This window comes from Zestomonas ipomoeae (genome assembly GCF_057128665.1).
Map to the genome: position 1 here is coordinate 48,273 of NZ_JBSKHQ010000018.1, position 15,765 is coordinate 64,037.

Annotated in this window: 17 protein-coding genes; 11 read left to right on the forward strand and 6 right to left on the reverse strand. The window is 67.4% G+C overall.

Features of this window, described 5'->3' with window-relative positions; genetic code table 11:
* Positions 1-6 precede the first annotated feature (6 nt).
* From ACWKV7_RS18030 to ACWKV7_RS18040, 3 genes are all read right to left on the reverse strand, one after another.
* Complete coding sequence (locus ACWKV7_RS18030) at positions 7-294, reverse strand: PA4642 family protein (RefSeq protein WP_483859083.1); 288 nt, start codon at positions 292-294, stop codon at positions 7-9.
* Between the two features lie 144 nt (positions 295-438).
* The gene (locus ACWKV7_RS18035; RefSeq protein ID WP_483859084.1) at positions 439-912 is read right to left on the reverse strand and encodes a WbuC family cupin fold metalloprotein; all 474 of its coding nucleotides are present in this window, start codon (positions 910-912) and stop codon (positions 439-441) included.
* Entirely contained in the window at positions 913-1,470 is a 558-nt protein-coding gene (locus tag ACWKV7_RS18040) for a hypoxanthine-guanine phosphoribosyltransferase (protein ID WP_483859085.1), read from the reverse strand.
* A 267-nt stretch (positions 1,471-1,737) separates the two neighbouring features.
* Here ACWKV7_RS18040 and upp point away from each other — a divergent pair, with 267 nt between their 5' ends.
* Together upp and ACWKV7_RS18050 are read left to right on the forward strand one after the other, a co-directional pair.
* Positions 1,738-2,376, forward strand: a complete 639-nt coding sequence (gene upp / locus ACWKV7_RS18045; protein WP_483859086.1) for a uracil phosphoribosyltransferase — start codon at positions 1,738-1,740, stop codon at positions 2,374-2,376.
* Positions 2,377-2,379: 3 nt separating this feature from the next.
* Positions 2,380-3,645 (forward strand): uracil-xanthine permease family protein, encoded by a 1,266-nt coding sequence (locus ACWKV7_RS18050; protein WP_483859087.1) that lies wholly within the window; start codon positions 2,380-2,382, stop codon positions 3,643-3,645.
* A 109-nt stretch (positions 3,646-3,754) separates the two neighbouring features.
* On the opposite strand, the gene hemH is transcribed toward ACWKV7_RS18050, so the two are convergent.
* On the reverse strand, positions 3,755-4,783 hold the full coding sequence (gene hemH, locus ACWKV7_RS18055) for a ferrochelatase (protein ID WP_483859088.1): 1,029 nt from the start codon (positions 4,781-4,783) through the stop codon (positions 3,755-3,757).
* 8 nt (positions 4,784-4,791) lie between these two features.
* Entirely contained in the window at positions 4,792-5,694 is a 903-nt protein-coding gene (locus ACWKV7_RS18060) for a TIGR01777 family oxidoreductase (protein WP_483859089.1), read from the reverse strand.
* A gap of 201 nt (positions 5,695-5,895) precedes the next feature.
* On the opposite strand from ACWKV7_RS18060, the gene ACWKV7_RS18065 reads away from it, so the two are divergent.
* The 9 genes from ACWKV7_RS18065 to ACWKV7_RS18105 all read left to right on the forward strand — a co-directional run bounded on the left by ACWKV7_RS18065 (position 5,896) and on the right by ACWKV7_RS18105 (position 14,910).
* Positions 5,896-6,882, forward strand: coding sequence for an NAD(P)/FAD-dependent oxidoreductase (locus ACWKV7_RS18065; protein WP_483859090.1), 987 nt, complete (start codon positions 5,896-5,898; stop codon positions 6,880-6,882).
* 206 nt (positions 6,883-7,088) lie between these two features.
* Positions 7,089-8,054 (forward strand): YbgA family protein, encoded by a 966-nt coding sequence (locus ACWKV7_RS18070; protein WP_483859091.1) that lies wholly within the window; start codon positions 7,089-7,091, stop codon positions 8,052-8,054.
* Positions 8,055-8,057: 3 nt separating this feature from the next.
* Positions 8,058-9,011, forward strand: coding sequence for a MerR family transcriptional regulator (locus tag ACWKV7_RS18075; RefSeq protein ID WP_483859092.1), 954 nt, complete (start codon positions 8,058-8,060; stop codon positions 9,009-9,011).
* Positions 8,999-10,429 (forward strand): deoxyribodipyrimidine photo-lyase, encoded by a 1,431-nt coding sequence (gene phrB / locus ACWKV7_RS18080; protein ID WP_483859093.1) that lies wholly within the window; start codon positions 8,999-9,001, stop codon positions 10,427-10,429. Before ACWKV7_RS18075 ends, phrB begins: the two co-directional genes overlap by 13 nt.
* Entirely contained in the window at positions 10,422-10,847 is a 426-nt protein-coding gene (locus tag ACWKV7_RS18085; protein WP_483859094.1) for a nuclear transport factor 2 family protein, read from the forward strand. The genes phrB and ACWKV7_RS18085 overlap by 8 nt, the downstream gene beginning before the upstream one ends.
* Positions 10,844-11,611 carry an SDR family NAD(P)-dependent oxidoreductase gene (locus ACWKV7_RS18090; protein WP_483859095.1) on the forward strand — a complete coding sequence of 256 codons (768 nt, stop codon included), beginning with the start codon at positions 10,844-10,846 and terminating at the stop codon, positions 11,609-11,611. Before ACWKV7_RS18085 ends, ACWKV7_RS18090 begins: the two co-directional genes overlap by 4 nt.
* Positions 11,608-12,855: an NAD(P)/FAD-dependent oxidoreductase gene (locus tag ACWKV7_RS18095; RefSeq protein ID WP_483859096.1), complete on the forward strand. Its 1,248-nt coding sequence runs from the start codon at positions 11,608-11,610 to the stop codon at positions 12,853-12,855. Before ACWKV7_RS18090 ends, ACWKV7_RS18095 begins: the two co-directional genes overlap by 4 nt.
* A complete protein-coding gene (locus ACWKV7_RS18100; RefSeq protein ID WP_483859097.1) occupies positions 12,852-13,649 on the forward strand; it encodes a DUF1365 domain-containing protein in 798 nt (265 codons plus the stop codon). Before ACWKV7_RS18095 ends, ACWKV7_RS18100 begins: the two co-directional genes overlap by 4 nt.
* Positions 13,636-14,910 carry a class I SAM-dependent methyltransferase gene (locus ACWKV7_RS18105; protein ID WP_483859098.1) on the forward strand — a complete coding sequence of 425 codons (1,275 nt, stop codon included), beginning with the start codon at positions 13,636-13,638 and terminating at the stop codon, positions 14,908-14,910. The genes ACWKV7_RS18100 and ACWKV7_RS18105 overlap by 14 nt, the downstream gene beginning before the upstream one ends.
* Positions 14,911-14,914: 4 nt before the next feature.
* On the opposite strand, the gene ACWKV7_RS18110 is transcribed toward ACWKV7_RS18105, so the two are convergent.
* Positions 14,915-15,676: a substrate-binding periplasmic protein gene (locus tag ACWKV7_RS18110; protein ID WP_483859099.1), complete on the reverse strand. Its 762-nt coding sequence runs from the start codon at positions 15,674-15,676 to the stop codon at positions 14,915-14,917.
* Between the last annotated feature and the right edge of the window lie 89 nt (positions 15,677-15,765).

The following is a 15,765-nucleotide window of genomic DNA, read 5'->3' on the forward strand; positions in this document are numbered from 1 at the left end:
GCCGGATCAGCCGCGGACGGCCTTGATCGCCTCGATGTAGGGAGCGGCCTGGCGCTGGTCCTGGATCAGCGCGACGAAATCCTCGCCCTTGGCGTTCTTCGCCTCCAGGTCATAGCCCGCCTCGACGAAGAAGCGGAGGAAGCGTTCGAAATCGTCGATGCGCAGCCCCCGGTAGGCCTTGATCAGTTTGTGCAGCGACGGCGGGGTGTCGTCGCCGGGCTCGACGGTGAGAAACAGCTTGATCGGCTCGTCGCCGATTTCTTCGCCAATCACCTGCTTCTTGTCTTTACGCATCGCTTGCTCCACTGGCCTGGCATCACGGGGGCGGCAGTTTACCCCCGTGGCGGGTCGTCGCTCAACGCACGAACGCGGCCGACTCTGGGCGATGGCGGCGGCGCAGGCAAGATTGTCGCAGCACGGACCGGACGGTGGCGGGCCTCACGGGAAGTGGGAGCGCATCCAGGCGAGGTAGTCGGCGACCCCGGCATCGCCCTCGCGCGGCGCCCAGGTGGCCAGTTCGCCCTCGCCCACCGGCCGGTAGGGGCCGGCCTTGCACTCGAAGAGAATGCTGTCGGGGTCGAGCACCACCAGCGCATGGAACACGCCCGGCGGCACGTCGACCCCGACGCAGTCGCCGCCGGCACAGAGCTCGCGGGCCTGCGCCAGGTTGCCGTCATCATCGAACAGCAGCAGGCCAAATCGGCCTTGCAGCGCCAGCAGGCTTTCCGCTTTGTCGGCCGACAGATGACGGTGCGGCGCAATATAGGTGCCGGGTTGCAAGCCTACCGCCATGCGATGGCACGGCTCATCCATCGCATGGAAGTTATGGTGCTGGCGCAGCCGCGCACTCTGCGCCGCCTGGCCGGCAAGCTCGGCGAACAGGCTGCGATCCAGAAAGCGCGGCGTTTTCACTCAGAGGCCCTTGACCGCGTAGATGCCGGCTGCGTTGCGCCAGTAACCCTTGTAGTCCATGCCATAGCCGAAGATGTAGCGATCGATGCAGGACAGCCCCACGTAGTCGGCCTTCAGGTCCGGGCGGGCCTTGCGGTCGTGATCCTTGTCGATCAGCACGGCGATGTGCACCGCCGCGGCGCCGGCATGCTTGCAGAAATCGATGATCGCACCCAGGGTGTGCCCTTCGTCGAGGATGTCGTCGATGATCAGCACGTCGCGATCGATGAAGGATACTTCCGGCTTGGCTTTCCAGAACAGGTCGCCGCCGCTGGTTTCGTTGCGGTAGCGAGTCGCGTGCAGGTAGGACAGCTCCAGCGGAAAATCCAGCTGGGTCAGCAGCTTGCCGGCGAAGATCAGCCCGCCGTTCATCACGCAGAACACCACCGGATTGCGCTCGGCCAGATCGACATTGATCTTCTCGGCGATGCGCGAAATGGCCGCTTCGATCTCGGCTTCGTTGTACAGGCAATCGGCTTCCGCCATGACTTGACGGATATGCGCGAGATCGGCGGACATGTCGTTTTCCCCTGGGTTTGGCTGATAAAAGTCGGCAACGGTACTCATCCGGCGCGCATGTCGCAAGCCCCGCCGGATAAGCGCGGCGAGGCAAGTCTAGCCGCTTTGCGGCAGCGGGTTTTCTGACCGTTCGCTCAGACTTACCGATAAACTAGGCGCCGTTATTGAATTTTGTCCGCAAAGCACGCCTAACCAGCCGATTGTTCCAGCTGTGGCACAAGCAATGCTTTACTTGACCGAATCTGCCCTACCGTCGGAGACCTCTGCATGCCCGTCCACGAGATCCGCCATCCGCTGATCCGCCACAAGCTCGGCCTGATGCGCCGCGCCGATATAAGCACCAAGAACTTCCGCGAACTGGCCCAGGAGGTGGGCGCCCTGCTCACCTACGAGGCGACCCAGGACCTGCCGCTGGAAAACTACGAGATCCAGGGATGGGCCGGCGCAGTCCAGGTGGAGAAGATCGCCGGCAAGAAGATCACCGTGGTACCGATCCTGCGCGCCGGCATCGGCATGCTCGACGGTGTGCTCAGCCTGATCCCCAGTGCCAAGGTCAGCGTGGTCGGCCTGGCGCGCAACGAGGAAACCCTCGCCGCGCACAGCTATCTGGAAAAGCTGGTGCCGGAGATCGACCAGCGCCTGGCGATGATCGTCGACCCGATGCTGGCAACCGGCGGCTCCATGGTCGCCACCATCGACATGCTGAAGAAGGCCGGCTGCAAGGAAATCCGCGCCCTGGTGCTGGTGGCGGCGCCGGAGGGCATCAAGGTGGTCAATGACGCCCACCCGGATGTCACCATCTATACCGCCAGCGTCGATCAACGCCTCAACGAGCACGGCTACATCATTCCTGGCCTCGGCGATGCCGGCGACAAGATCTTCGGCACCAAGCAGAAGGACGCCTGACCCATGCAGGACTCGAATCGCGACCCGCTGTGGCGACAGGTGCTCGCCGGCTCGCAGATGCTGTTCGTGGCCTTCGGCGCGCTGGTGCTGATGCCGCTGATCACCGGCCTGGACCCGAACGTGGCGTTGTTCACCGCCGGCCTCGGCACCCTGATCTTCCATTGGGTCACCAAGGGCCAGGTGCCGGTCTTCCTCGCTTCCTCCTTCGCCTTCATCGCCCCGATTCTCGCCGCCAAGGGCGATTTCGGCCTGCCCGCCACGCTCGGCGGACTGGTGGCGGCGGGCTTCATGTACGTGCTGCTGGCCGGCGCAGTGAAACTCAAGGGCACCGGCTTCATCGACCGCCTGCTGCCGCCGGTAGTGATCGGCCCGGTGATCATGTCCATCGGCCTGGGCCTGGCGCCAGTGGCAGCGAACATGGCCATGGGCAAGGCCGGCGATGCCAGCGCGCAACTGGTGCCCTACGGCACCGCGCTGATGATCTCGCTGCCCGCGCTGCTCACCACCCTGCTGGTGGCGGTGCTCGGGCGTGGCTTCTTCCGCCTGGTGCCGATTCTCGCGGGCGTCGCGGTCGGCTATGGCATGGCAACGGCCCTCGGCGTGGTCGACTTCACGGCCATCGCCGCGGCGCCCTGGCTGGCGCTGCCGAACTTCGTCGCGCCGGAACTGCACTGGGGCGCGATCCTGTTCATGCTGCCGGTGGCCATCGCTCCGGCCATCGAGCATATCGGCGACGTGCTAGCCATCGGCACAGTGACCGGCAAGAACTACCTGAAGAAGCCCGGCCTGCACCGCACCCTGCTCGGCGACGGCCTGGCCACGTCCGCCGCCGGCCTGTTCGGCGGCCCGCCGAACACCACCTACTCGGAGGTGACCGGCGCGGTGATGCTGACCCGCAACTTCAACCCCAAGGTGATGATGTGGGCGGCGGTGATCGCCATCGTGCTGGCCTTCATCGGCAAGTTCGGCGCCGCCCTGCAGAGCATTCCGGTTCCGGTGATGGGCGGGATTCTCTGCCTGCTGTTCGGCTCCATCGCAGTGGTCGGGCTGAATACCCTGATCCGCCACCAGGTCGACCTGTCCGAAGCACGCAACCTGGTGATCGTGGCGGTGACCCTGGTGTTCGGCATCGGCGGCATGGTCATCGGTGCCGGCGAGGTCAGCCTCAAGGGCATTTCCCTGTGCGGCATCATCGCCATCCTGCTCAACCTGCTCCTGCCCGGCGGAGAGGGCTGGCGCAGCCGGTTGAGCGAAGAAGACGCGAGTTGAGCCGAGAGCCCGCCGCGTCGAGCTTCACCGAGGGCTGGCCATGCCCGCGATGACAGCACTGTGACTTCGCGACCGTGGCCCGCTCCTGCGGGCGCCGTCACGTGCGGGCTCAGGCCAGCATCAGCGGCGCGCGCCGGCACAGCCTGGCCAGCGCCTCGGCCCATTGCGGGTGGTCGTTGAGGCAGGGCACCAGCACCAGCTCCTCGCCTCCCGCCTCGATGAACTGCTCGCGCCCGCGCATGCCGATTTCCTCCAGGGTTTCGATGCAGTCGGCGACGAACGCCGGGCACATCACCAGCAACTTCTTCACCCCCTGGGCTGCCAGCTCGTCGAGCCGCGTTTCGGTGTAGGGCTCGATCCACTTGGCGCGACCGAGGCGCGACTGGAACGACACCGACCACTGCCCTGGGGCCAGCCCCAGGCGCTCGGCGAATCGCTCGGCACCCTGCAGGCATTGGGCGCGGTAGCAGGTCTGCAGCACCTCGGGCGGTGCCAGCCGGCAGCAGTCCGGACCGCGCAGGCAGTGCCCGCCAGTCGGGTCCAGCTTGTGCAGATGGCGCTCCGGCAGACCGTGGAAGCTCAACAGCAGATGGTCATAGCCCTGTTCGAGGTGCGGCCTGGCGCTCTCCACCAGCGCATCGAGGTATTCCGGCTGGTCGTAGAAGGGCGGCAGCAGCGACAGCTCGAATCTCAGCCCCAGCTCGGCGACAACCCGCCGAGCCTCTTCCACCGCGGTGGTGGTGGTGCTGTCGGCGAACTGCGGATAGAGCGGTGCCAGGGTCACCTTGCGCACGCCCTGCTCGCCGAGCCTGCGCAGCACGCTTTCGATGGACGGCTCGCCGTAGCGCATCGCCAGTTCCACCGGCCCCTGCTGCCAGTGCGCGCGCACCGCCTCCTGCAGGCGCCGGCTGAGCACCACCAGCGGCGAGCCCTCGTCCCACCAGATCGAGGCGTAGGCATGGGCGGACTGGGCCGGGCGCTTGACCAGTATCAGCGATACCAGCAGGCGGCGCACCGGCCAGGGCAGATCGACCACGTAAGGGTCCATCAGGAACTGATCGAGATAGCGGCGCACATCCGCCACCTCGGTGGAAGCTGGCGAACCGAGGTTGAGCAACAGCAGGGCGTGATCGTTCATGGCAGGTCCTATCGATGCCCCAGCAGGTCGTCCAGGGCGGAATCCAGGTCGGTGAAGCGAAAGGTGAAACCCGCTTCCTGCAGGCGTACCGGCAGCGCGCGCTGGCCGCCGAGCAGCAGGCCGGCCAGCTCGCCGAGGCCGAGTTTCAGCAGCGGCGCCGGCACCGGCAGGCGCGCCGGGCGGTGCAGCGCCCGGCCCAACGCCCGGCTGAAATCGAGGTTGCGCACCGGCTGCGGCGCGCACGCATTATAGGGGCCGTGGCAATCGTCCCGCCGCAAGAGAAAATCGATCAGGGCGATTTGGTCGGCGATGTGAATCCACGGCATCCACTGCTGCCCCGAGCCGATCGGCCCGCCCAGGCCCAGCCGGAACGGTGGCAGCAGGCGCGCCAGGAAACCGCCGTCGCGCGCCAGCACCAGGCCCGTGCGCAGCAGCACCACCCGCAGGCCGAGCGCTTCGGCATGCCGCGCTCGCGCTTCCCAGTCGACGCAGAGGCGCGCGGCGAAGTCATCGCCAGGCGCTGGGTCGGCCTCGCTCAGCTCGCGCTCGCCGCCATCGCCATACCAGCCGACGGCCGAGCCGGAAAGCAGCACGCGCGGCCTCGATTGGCGGCGCTCCAGCCAGGCCAGCAATCGCCCGGTGAGGTCGATTCGACTGGCACGCAGCAGCTCGCGGCGCTTGTTCGTCCAGGGCCGGTCGGCGATGGGCGCGCCAGCGAGGTTGACCACCGCGTCGAGCGCCTCCTCGCCCAGTTCGTCGAGCTGGCCGATGCCGCGCACCGACGCCCCGCAGAGCGCCGGCACCCGCTCCGGGGTTCGACTCCAGACCGTCAGCCGGTGCCCGTCCGACAGCCATTGTCGGCAAAGCGCGCGGCCGATCAAACCAGTACCGCCGGTCAGCAATATGTGCATGGCATCCTCCTCGCATGGCACGAACTATCAATATCGCCCTAGTCTGAATAAATGACGCTGGTGCCTTTTGCGCGACCGGGCCATCGTCTTAAATTGAAGCAAAGCCAGTGGATTGGAATAGGAGCCAACCTGTATCCAGCAGTAGCGTTGTATAGGTTTTGCCTAGCGCGTAACCTTAAGCCGTAGGTAACGAGGTAAACCATGAATGCACCCATCGCCATAGTCGGCACCGGCATCGCCGGACTTTCCGCCGCACAGACCCTGCATGCCGCCGGACTGAACGTGCAGCTGTTCGACAAAAGCCGCGGCAGCGGTGGCCGCATGGCCAGCAGGCACAGCGACGCCGGCACCTTCGATCTCGGCGCGCAATACTTCACCACCCGTGATCGCCGCTTCGCCGAAGTGGTCCAGCAATGGCGCGCACGCGGCTGGGTCACCGAATGGACCCCGAGCCTGTACAACTTCCGCGACGGCCAGCTCAGCCTGTCGCCGGACGAACAGGTGCGCTGGGTCGGCACCCCGCGCATGAGCGCCATCACCCGCGCGCTGCTCGGCGCCCTGCCGGTGAACTTCTCCTGCCGCATTACCGAAGTGTTCCGCGGCGTGCAGCATTGGAACCTGCAGGATGCCGAAGGCCAGAGCCACGGGCCGTTCAGCCACGTGCTGATCGCCACCCCGGCGCCCCAGGCCAGCGCACTGCTGGCCGCCGCGCCGAAGCTGGCCAGCGCCGCCGCCAGCGTGATCATGGAGCCAACCTGGGCGGTCGCCCTGGCCTTCCCCACTCCGCTGGACACCCCGCTGCAAGGCTGCTTCGTGCAGGACAACCCGCTCGACTGGATCGCCCGCAACGGCACCAAGCCCGGCCGCGACAACAGCCTGGACACCTGGGTGCTGCACGCCAGCAACAGCTGGAGCAAACAGCACCTGGACCTGCCCAAGGAGGCGATCATCGAGCACCTGCATGGTGCCTTCGCCGAGATCATCGGTTGCGCGGTGCCGGCACCCAGCATGACCCTTGCCCACCGCTGGCTCTACGCCCGCCCGGCCAGCGCCCACCAGTGGGGCGCACTCGCCGATGCCGACCTGGGCCTCTATGCCTGCGGCGACTGGTGCCTGTCCGGTCGCGTCGAGGGCGCCTGGCTGAGCGGCCAGGAGGCCGCGCGCCGCCTGCTCGAACACCTCGACTGAGGCCATCTCCCGTTGCTGTCCTGAAGGGCTGCCGGTTTTCGGCAGCCTCGGCATCGTTCCCCGCATAGCGCTCTCCTCACGCCCGTTCGCCCGCTCGCCGACAAAAAGCTATACACGGCTATTTACTTGTACAAGTATTTACCTATTATGGCTAGAAAGTTGTACATGAAATTCATCTTGTACAAATTGCTCCAGCGAGGTCGAACATGTCCGCATCCGCCAACGCCGCCAAACCCAAGCTTGGAATCAGCGCCTGCCTGCTCGGCGCCAACGTGCGCTTCAATGGAGGGCACAAGGAGTCGCGGCTGTGCAGCCGCAGCCTGGCCGAGCACTTCGACTTCGTGCCACTGTGCCCCGAGGTGGCGATCGGCCTCGGCACCCCGCGCGAGCCGATCCGCCTGGTCGGCGATCCGGCGTCGCCGCGGGCGCTCGGCACCGTGCACCGCGAGCGTGACCACAGCGAAGCCTTGCTCGACTACGGCACGCGCATGGCGGCCGAACTGGACGACATCTGCGGCTACATCTTCATGCAGAAATCGCCCTCCTGCGGCCTGGAGCGCGTCAAGGTCTACCAGGAGGACGGCTATCCGGCCGAGGGCGGTGGACGCGGGCTGTTCGCCCAGGCCTTCTGCGCCGCCCATCCGGACCTGCCGGTGGAAGAGGACGGCCGTCTGAACGATCCGGTGCTGCGGGAAAACTTCCTCACCCGCGTCTTTGCCTATGCCGAGTGGCAGCGCCTGCTCAAGGCCGGGCTGACCCGCGAGGCGATCCTGAACTTCCACGCGCAGCGCAAGTACCTGCTGCTCGCCCACGACGGCGAGCAGTACCGCCAACTCGGCCGCCTGCTGGCCGACATCGGCCGCCACGCGCCGCAGGAAATCGGGCCGCGCTACTTCAGCCAGTTCATGGCAGCCCTGAAGAAGTGCGCCACCCGCGGCAGCCACAGCAACGTGCTGATGCACCTCAGCGGTCACCTGAAGCGCGCACTGGACACCCAGGAGCGCGCAGAGATGGCGCGGCTGATCGAGCAATACCGGCAAGGCATCGTGCCGCTGGTGGTGCCGCTGACGCTGCTCAAGCATCACTTCCGCCGCCATCCCGATGCCTATGTCGCCAGGCAGGCCTACCTGCAGCCGCACCCGGAACAACTCAGCCTGCGCAACGCGATCTGACCGATGAAAAGCCATCTGCCGCTCAGCGGCGACTACCAACAGGCCCTCGCCGACGGCTGGCTGCCGATTCGCGAAGTGGCACGCCAGACCGGCGTCAACCCGATCACCCTGCGTGCCTGGGAGCGCCGCTACGGCCTGATCCTGCCGCACCGCACGCCCAAGGGACACCGGCTCTATGGGGCCGAGCAGGTGGCGCGCATCCAGGACATCCTGACCTGGCTCAACCGCGGTGTGTCGGTCAGCCAGGTCAAGGGCCTGCTGGAGGCCCGCAAGCCCGCCGAAGAGATGGCCGACAGCGACTGGAACGACCTGCACCAGGCCCTGCGCGAGGCGATTGCCAGCCAGGCCGAACGGCGCCTGGACGACCACTTCACCCGCGCCATGAAGCTCTACCCGCCACGCACCTTCTGCGAGCAATTGCTGATGCCGTTGCTGGCAGTGCTCGAGCAGCACTGGCAAGGCCAGTTCGGCGCGCAGCTGGAGCGGGTGTTCTTCCTCGGCTGGCTACGCACCCGGCTGGGCGCGCAGCTGTACCGGAACAACCGCCAGCAGACCGGCGCGCCGCTGCTGGTGATCAATCTCTCGCCCCAGCCGATGGAGCCGGGGGTGTGGCTGGCAGCCTGGCTGGCCAGCTGCAGCGACTGCCCGGTGGAGGTATTCGACTGGCCGCTGCCGTTCGCCGAACTCGGCCTGGCGGCGGAACGCATCGCGCCCCGCGGCCTGCTGCTGTATTCCAGCCAGGCGCTGGACGCCCATTTGCTGCGCCGCCACCTGCCGCGCCTGCTCGATAACTGCACGGCCCCGGTCATGCTGGCCGGCCCCGCCGCGCATATCCATGACGAGGAATTGCAGGGACTGCGCGGCCTGCTGCTGGCCGGCGATGCCCTCGACATCCACCGTGTCCTGCAGGCGCACGGCCTGCTGACCCTCCAGGCGAGCCCACCATGCGCCAACTGATCTGGTTCCGTTGCGACCTGCGCGTCCGGGACAACCCTGCCCTCGCCGGCGCCATGGCGGCGGGACCGACCCTGGCGGTCTATCTGCTCAGCCCCGGCCAGTGGCGGCGCCACGACGATGCGCCCTGCAAGGTGGACTTCTGGCTGCGCAACCTGGCCGAACTGCGCCAGGCCCTGGCAGCGCTCAACGTGCCGCTGCTGGTGCGCACCTCCTCGACCTGGGACCAGGCACCGGCGGTGCTCGCACAACTCTGCCAGGAGCAGCGCGTCGAGGGCGTCTGGGTCAACGACGAATGCGGCGTCAACGAAGCGCGACGCGACGCGGCGGTGGAAGCTGCACTCGCCCCGCTCGGCATCGCTTTTCACCGCCGGCTGGATCAGTTGCTGTTCGCCCCCGGCAGCGTGCTGACCAAGAGCGGCGGCTACTTCCAGGTCTACAGCCAGTTCCGCAAGGTCTGCTACCAGCGCCTGCATACCGCCCTGCCGTCCCGGGTCCCGCTGCCGACGGCACAGGCGCCGCAGGAAGTCGCCAGCGATACGCTGCCGCCGGCCGTCGACGGTTTCGCCATGCCCGACGCGGCGTTGCGCCAGCTATGGCCGGCTGGCGAAGCGGCTGCCCACGCGCGCCTGCAAGAGTTCGCCGACGCGCGGCTGGACGATTACCAGCAGGCCCGCGACCTGCCCGCCCGCCCCGGCACCAGCCGGCTGTCGCCGTACCTGGCCGCCGGCGTGCTGTCGCCACGCCAATGCCTGCATGCGGCGCTGCGCCACAACCACGGCGAGTTCGACAGCGGCAGCGCCGGCGCTGTCACCTGGATCAACGAGCTGCTCTGGCGCGAGTTCTACAAGCACATCCTGGTGGGCTATCCGCGGGTGTCGATGCACCGCGCCTTTCGCCGGGAGACCGAGGCCCTGCCCTGGCGCCATGCGCCGGAGGAGCTGCACGCCTGGCAACAGGGCCGCACCGGCATTCCCATCGTCGACGCGGCGATGCGCCAGTTGCTGGCCACCGGCTGGATGCACAACCGCCTGCGCATGATCGTGGCCATGTTCCTGACCAAGAACCTGCTGATCGACTGGCGCGAGGGTGAGCGCTTCTTCATGCGCCACCTGATCGACGGCGACCTGGCCGCGAACAATGGCGGCTGGCAATGGAGCGCCTCCACCGGTACCGATGCCGCGCCCTACTTCCGCCTGTTCAACCCGATCAGCCAGTCGCGGCGCTTCGACCCGCAGGGGCGCTTCCTGCGCCAGTGGCTGCCGGAGTTGGCGCACCTGGACGACACGCGTATCCATGAGCCCCAGGCTGCGGCGGATCTGTTCGGCAACGCCGACTACCCGCCGCCGATGGTCGACCTCAAGCACAGCCGCGAGCGTGCCCTAGCCGCCTTCCGGGGCCTGGAGACCCGCCATGGATAGATTCCTGCCACGCTTCGCCGAGGCCTTCGGCAGCCTCGACCGCGACAACCTGCAGCGACTCGAAGCGCTGTACAGCGCCGACGTGCATTTCACCGATCCCTTGCATGAGTTGCACGGCCTGCCGGCGTTGACCCGCTACTTCGAGCAGCTCTACGCCAATATCCACGACCTGCGTTTCGACTTTCACGGCTTCGACGAGGTCCGCGAAGGCGAGGGCTACCTGCGCTGGACCCTGCACTACCGCCACCCGCGCCTGAACGGCGGCCGGCCAGTGTCCGTTCCCGGCTGCTCGCACCTGCATTGGGCCGGTAACAAGGTGCAGCGGCATCGCGATTATTTCGACGCCGGGGCGCTGCTCTACGAGCAGTTGCCCTTGCTCGGCGGCCTGATCGGCTGGCTCAAGCGGAGGCTGGCATGAGCGCTGCCCGTCGACTCTGGCTGACCGGCGCCAGCAGCGGCATCGGCCATGCCCTGGCGCTGGAACTGCTCGCCGCAGGCCACCGCCTGGCGCTCAGCGCCCGCAGCGTGGCGCCGCTGCTCGCCCTCGAAGCCCGCTACCCGCAGCAGGTGCTGGTGGTGGCGGGCGACCTAACCGATGCCGATCAGGTGCGCGCCATCGCCGCGCGCATCGGCAACGAATGGGGCGGGCTGGACGGCGCCATCCTCAACGCCGGCACCTGCGAGTACATCGACGTCGCCCACTACGAGTCGGCGATGATCGAGCGGGTACTGCGCAGCAATCTGCTCAGCGCCAGCCACTGCATCGAAGCCGCGCTGCCGCTGTTGCGCCGAGGCATCGATCCGCATCTGGTGGGCGTGGCCAGCGCGGTGACCTACCTGCCCCTGCCGCGGGCCGGGGCCTACGGCGCGTCGAAGGCGGCGCTGCGCTACCTGCTCGAATCGCTGCGCATCGATCTGGCCCACGACGGTATCGACGTCACCCTCGTCAGCCCCGGTTTCGTCGACACCCCGCTGACCCGGCGCAACGACTTCGCCATGCCGCTGTGCTGGCCGGCCGAGCGGGCCGCCCGCCACATCGCCCGGCGGCTGGACGCACGGCCGCTGGAGATCGCCTTCCCGGCTCCCTTCATCGCCGCCCTGCGGCTGCTCGCCCGGCTTCCCGGCCGCCTGTGGCTCGCCCTCGGCAAACGCATGACGCGCAATCCTTCGGAGGCTTCATGAGAATCGCCATCATCGGCAGCGGCATCGCCGGGTTGACCTGCGCCCACCTGCTCAACCGCCAGCACGACATCCAGGTCTTCGAGGCCAGCGACTGGATCGGCGGGCATACCCATACGGTGGATGTCGAGGTGGCCGGACAGCGCTACGCGGTGGACACCGGCTTCATCGTCTTCAACGACTGGACCTATCCGAACTTCATCCGCCTGCTCGACCGCCTCGGCGTAGCCTCGCGGCCGACGGAAATGAGCTTTTCGGTGAGCGATCCGGCCAGCGGCCTGGAGTACAACGGGCACAACCTCGACACGCTGTTCGCTCAACGGCGCAACCTGTTGTCGCCGGGGTTCTGGCGCATGGTCATGGACATCCTGCGCTTCAATCGCAAGGCGCTGGACGATCTGGAGCACCAGCGGCTGCCCAGCGACATCAGCCTCGGCGACTACCTGCGCCTGGACGGCTACAGCCAGCGCTTCATCGACCACTACCTGGTGCCGATGGGCGCCGCCATCTGGTCGATGCCGCTCGCCGACATGCTGCACTTCCCGATGCAGTTCTTCGTGCGCTTCTTCAAGAACCACGGCCTGCTGTCGGTCAGCGAGCGGCCCCAGTGGCGGGTGGTCGAGGGCGGCTCGCGCAGCTATGTCGCGCCGCTGTGCGCACCGTTCAAGCAGAAGATCCTGCTCAACTGCCCGGTTCATCGGGTCGAGCGTGACGCGCAGGGCGTGATGGTGCACAGCGCCACCGGCATGCGCCGCTTCGACAAGGTGGTGTTCGCCTGCCACAGCGACCAGGCCCTGGCCATGCTGGCCGCGCCCACCCGTGCCGAGCAGGAGATCCTCGGCGCACTGCGCTATGCCGACAACCAGGTGGTGCTGCATACCGACACCCGCCTGCTGCCGCGCCGCCCACCGGCCTGGGCCAGTTGGAACTACCGCCTCGGCGGCGATCCGCGGCGGCCGGCGGCGGTGACCTACAACATGAACATCCTGCAGGGCATCCAGGCGCCGGAAACCTTCTGCGTCAGCCTCAACCAGAGCGATGCCATCGACCCGGCAAAGGTGCTCGGCCGCTACACCTACGCCCACCCGCAGTACAGCCTGGCCGGCGTGGCGGCACAGGCGCGCTGGGAGGAGCTGCTCGGCATGCATCACACCTACTACTGCGGTGCCTACTGGGCCAACGGCTTCCACGAGGACGGCGTGGTCAGCGGCTTGCGCGTGGCGCAAGCCTTCGGGGAGGCGCTGTGAACAGCGCCCTCTACAGCGGCTGGGTGCAGCACCGCCGCTTCGCACCAAAGGCCCACGCGTTTCGCTATCGCATCGGCCTGCTCTATCTCGACCTGGACGAGCAGGACGCGGTGCTCGGCCTGTCGCCCCTGGCCGGCAAGGGCCGCTTCGCGCCCTTCGCCTTTCGCGAGCAGGACTTCCTGCCGCAGTTCACCGGCAATGGCATGCGCCTGATCGAGGCGGTGCGAGCCTGCGTCGGCGAGGCCCTCGGCCACGTGCCGACAGGACCGGTGCGCTTGCTGGCACAGCCGCGCAGCTGGGGCCTGGCGTTCAATCCGGCGAGCTTCTTCTATTGCTTCGACGACGCCGGCCGCCTCGCGGCGATTCTCTGCGAGGTGAGCAACACGCCCTGGCGCGAGCGCTATCACTATGTGCTGCCGGCCCACGGCGACGGCCACCAGCGTGTCGCCGTAGCGAAGACCTTCCACGTCTCGCCGTTCCTGCCCCGCGATCTCGAATACCGCATGCGCTTCAGCCCGCCGGGCGAGCGCCTCGGCGTGCACATGGAGGACTGGCAGGGCGAGACCAAGCTGTTCGACGCCACCCTCGACCTGCACCGCCACGAGTTGAGCGGCGCCAGCCTGTTGCGCCACCTGGCGGCGTTCCCGGCGATGACCGCCAAGACGCTGCTGGGCATCTACTGGCAGGCGCTGCGCCTGCTGCTGAAACGACTCCCGCTGTTCCCCCACCAGGCCGCGCAAGGCCGCTACGGCGTCGCCGCGCCCATCGAGGAAGTAGTCCATGAAAAGCCCTAGCCTGTCCGCCAAAGCCTATCCGCTGACCGCCAACGGACTCACCGCCACCCTGCTGCGGCGCCTGGTACTGCGCCAACTGGGCGGGCTGCGTCACGGCCATCTGGTGATCTACGAGGGCGAGGAACGGCTGGCGTTCGGCCAGCCCGGTGCCGCCCTGCAGGGCGAGATCCGGGTGCTGGACTCGGCGCTCTGGGGGCTGGTGGCCTGCAATGGGTCCATCGGCGCTGGCGAGGCCTATGTGCATGGCTACTGGAACAGCCCGGACCTGACCGCCGTGGTCCGCGTCTTCGTCAGCAACCTGGAGGTGCTCGACGGCATGGAGCGCGGCCTGGCGCTGCTGCTCGGCCGGCCGCTGATGCAGGCCCTGCACTGGCTAAACCGCAACACCCGCAGCGGCTCGCGCAAAAACATCGCCGCCCACTACGACCTCGGCAACGAGCTGTTCGAGCAACTCCTCGACCCCACCATGATGTACTCGGCAGCGCAGTTCCTGAGCCCCGAGGACAGCCTCGAGCAGGCGCAGCTGAACAAGCTCGATCGCATCTGCCGGAAGCTGCGGCTGCAGCCTGGCGATCATCTCCTGGAAATCGGCACCGGCTGGGGCAGCATGGCCATCCATGCGGCCACCCACTACGGCTGCCGGGTGACCACCACCACCCTGTCGCGGCAGCAGTACGACTACAGCCGCGCACGCATCGCTGAACTGGGTCTGGAAGACCGCATCACCTTGCTGCTGAAGGACTACCGCGACCTCGACGGCCAGTACGACAAGCTGGTGTCCATCGAGATGATCGAAGCGGTCGGCCATCGCTTCCTGCCCACCTACTTCAGGCAGTGCGCGCGCCTGCTGAAGGGCGACGGGCTGATGTTGCTGCAAGCCATCACCATTCGCGACCAGCGCTACGAGCAAGTGCGCGGCAGCGTCGACTTCATCCAGCGCTACATCTTCCCCGGCGGCGCACTGCCCTCGGTGCAGCGCATGCTGGAGGTGGTGGCCCGCGAAACCGACATGAACCTGCACCACATGGAGGACTTCGGCCTGCACTACGCCCGCACCCTGCGCCTGTGGCACGACAACCTGCGCCGCGCACACAAGCGCCTGGAACAGCTCGGTTACGACGAGCAGTTCTATCGGCTGTGGGAGTTCTACCTGTGCTACTGCGAAGGCGGTTTCCGCGAACGCAGCATCGGCACCGCGCAACTGCTGCTGGCCAAGCCGAAGGCGTTTCCGGAACCGCTGCTGGGCCGCTTCGATGCCTGAACGGTTACTCGCCGGTCAACTGCTCCAGCGGCGGCAGCGCACCCGTTGCCCGCCCCTCGCGCAGCACGCGGTCGAAGTCGGCGAGCAACCCGGTCATGTCCATGGACTTGGGAAAACCCAGGTGCAACTGGTCGCGGGCCAGCGGCCTGGGCAGCACGACGAAGCGCGCACGCTCGCGACGCAGCAGGGGGTCGGAATCGACCAGCCAGGTCAGGCCGTCGCGCCCGTTGCCGACGAAAGCCGCGTCGATGCGTCCATACAGCAGCTTCTTCAGGCGGGACACGTGGCGCTGGTCGCGCTCGACGTCGATCAGCCCGGCGGCGATCGCCTTGTCCACCTGGTTGCCGAAGCTGGCGCCGAGCTGGGCCCCGATGCTCTTGCCCGCCAAGTCCTCCAGGGAGGTGAATGCAAACTCCCGCCCCTTGAGCACCACGATGGCGATGTCGTCGTAGTAGATGGGTTCGGAGTAGTCGAACAGTGGCAGGCGTTCGTCGGTCTTCGACAGACCGATCACCCCGCCGCGACCGGCCAGCGCGCTGGAATAGGCGAGTTTCCAGGGCGACAACTGGATGTCGAAGCGCTGCCCGGAAACCCGCTCGTAGTAACGCAACAGGTCCGGCAGCAGCCCCTGTGCCCGCCCCTGCGCATCGAGGTAGATCACACCGGAGTAGCGCTCGTCGCCGAACACGCGAATCGGCTCGGCGACAACCCCGGTCGACAGGCCGATCAACAGCCACAGCAGTATCTGTATCGCATGCTTTTTCATAGGCGCGCAGGCCCCTGCCTCCCCAGCCTCTCCTTGAGTATGGCTTTTCGCCAGCGAAGGAGTGCAGCGGGCGACCAATGACCAGCCGG

Coding starts and splice junctions, on each gene's coding strand:
- ACWKV7_RS18030 (WP_483859083.1), bottom strand. CDS start 294: ATGCGTAAAGACAAGAAGCAGGTGATTGGCGAAGAAATCGGCGACGAG.
- ACWKV7_RS18040 (WP_483859085.1), bottom strand. CDS start 1,470: ATGTCCGCCGATCTCGCGCATATCCGTCAAGTCATGGCGGAAGCCGAT.
- upp (WP_483859086.1), top strand. CDS start 1,738: ATGCCCGTCCACGAGATCCGCCATCCGCTGATCCGCCACAAGCTCGGC.
- ACWKV7_RS18050 (WP_483859087.1), top strand. CDS start 2,380: ATGCAGGACTCGAATCGCGACCCGCTGTGGCGACAGGTGCTCGCCGGC.
- hemH (WP_483859088.1), bottom strand. CDS start 4,783: ATGAACGATCACGCCCTGCTGTTGCTCAACCTCGGTTCGCCAGCTTCC.
- ACWKV7_RS18060 (WP_483859089.1), bottom strand. CDS start 5,694: ATGCACATATTGCTGACCGGCGGTACTGGTTTGATCGGCCGCGCGCTT.
- ACWKV7_RS18065 (WP_483859090.1), top strand. CDS start 5,896: ATGAATGCACCCATCGCCATAGTCGGCACCGGCATCGCCGGACTTTCC.
- ACWKV7_RS18070 (WP_483859091.1), top strand. CDS start 7,089: ATGTCCGCATCCGCCAACGCCGCCAAACCCAAGCTTGGAATCAGCGCC.
- ACWKV7_RS18075 (WP_483859092.1), top strand. CDS start 8,058: ATGAAAAGCCATCTGCCGCTCAGCGGCGACTACCAACAGGCCCTCGCC.
- phrB (WP_483859093.1), top strand. CDS start 8,999: ATGCGCCAACTGATCTGGTTCCGTTGCGACCTGCGCGTCCGGGACAAC.
- ACWKV7_RS18085 (WP_483859094.1), top strand. CDS start 10,422: ATGGATAGATTCCTGCCACGCTTCGCCGAGGCCTTCGGCAGCCTCGAC.
- ACWKV7_RS18090 (WP_483859095.1), top strand. CDS start 10,844: ATGAGCGCTGCCCGTCGACTCTGGCTGACCGGCGCCAGCAGCGGCATC.
- ACWKV7_RS18095 (WP_483859096.1), top strand. CDS start 11,608: ATGAGAATCGCCATCATCGGCAGCGGCATCGCCGGGTTGACCTGCGCC.
- ACWKV7_RS18105 (WP_483859098.1), top strand. CDS start 13,636: ATGAAAAGCCCTAGCCTGTCCGCCAAAGCCTATCCGCTGACCGCCAAC.
- ACWKV7_RS18110 (WP_483859099.1), bottom strand. CDS start 15,676: ATGAAAAAGCATGCGATACAGATACTGCTGTGGCTGTTGATCGGCCTG.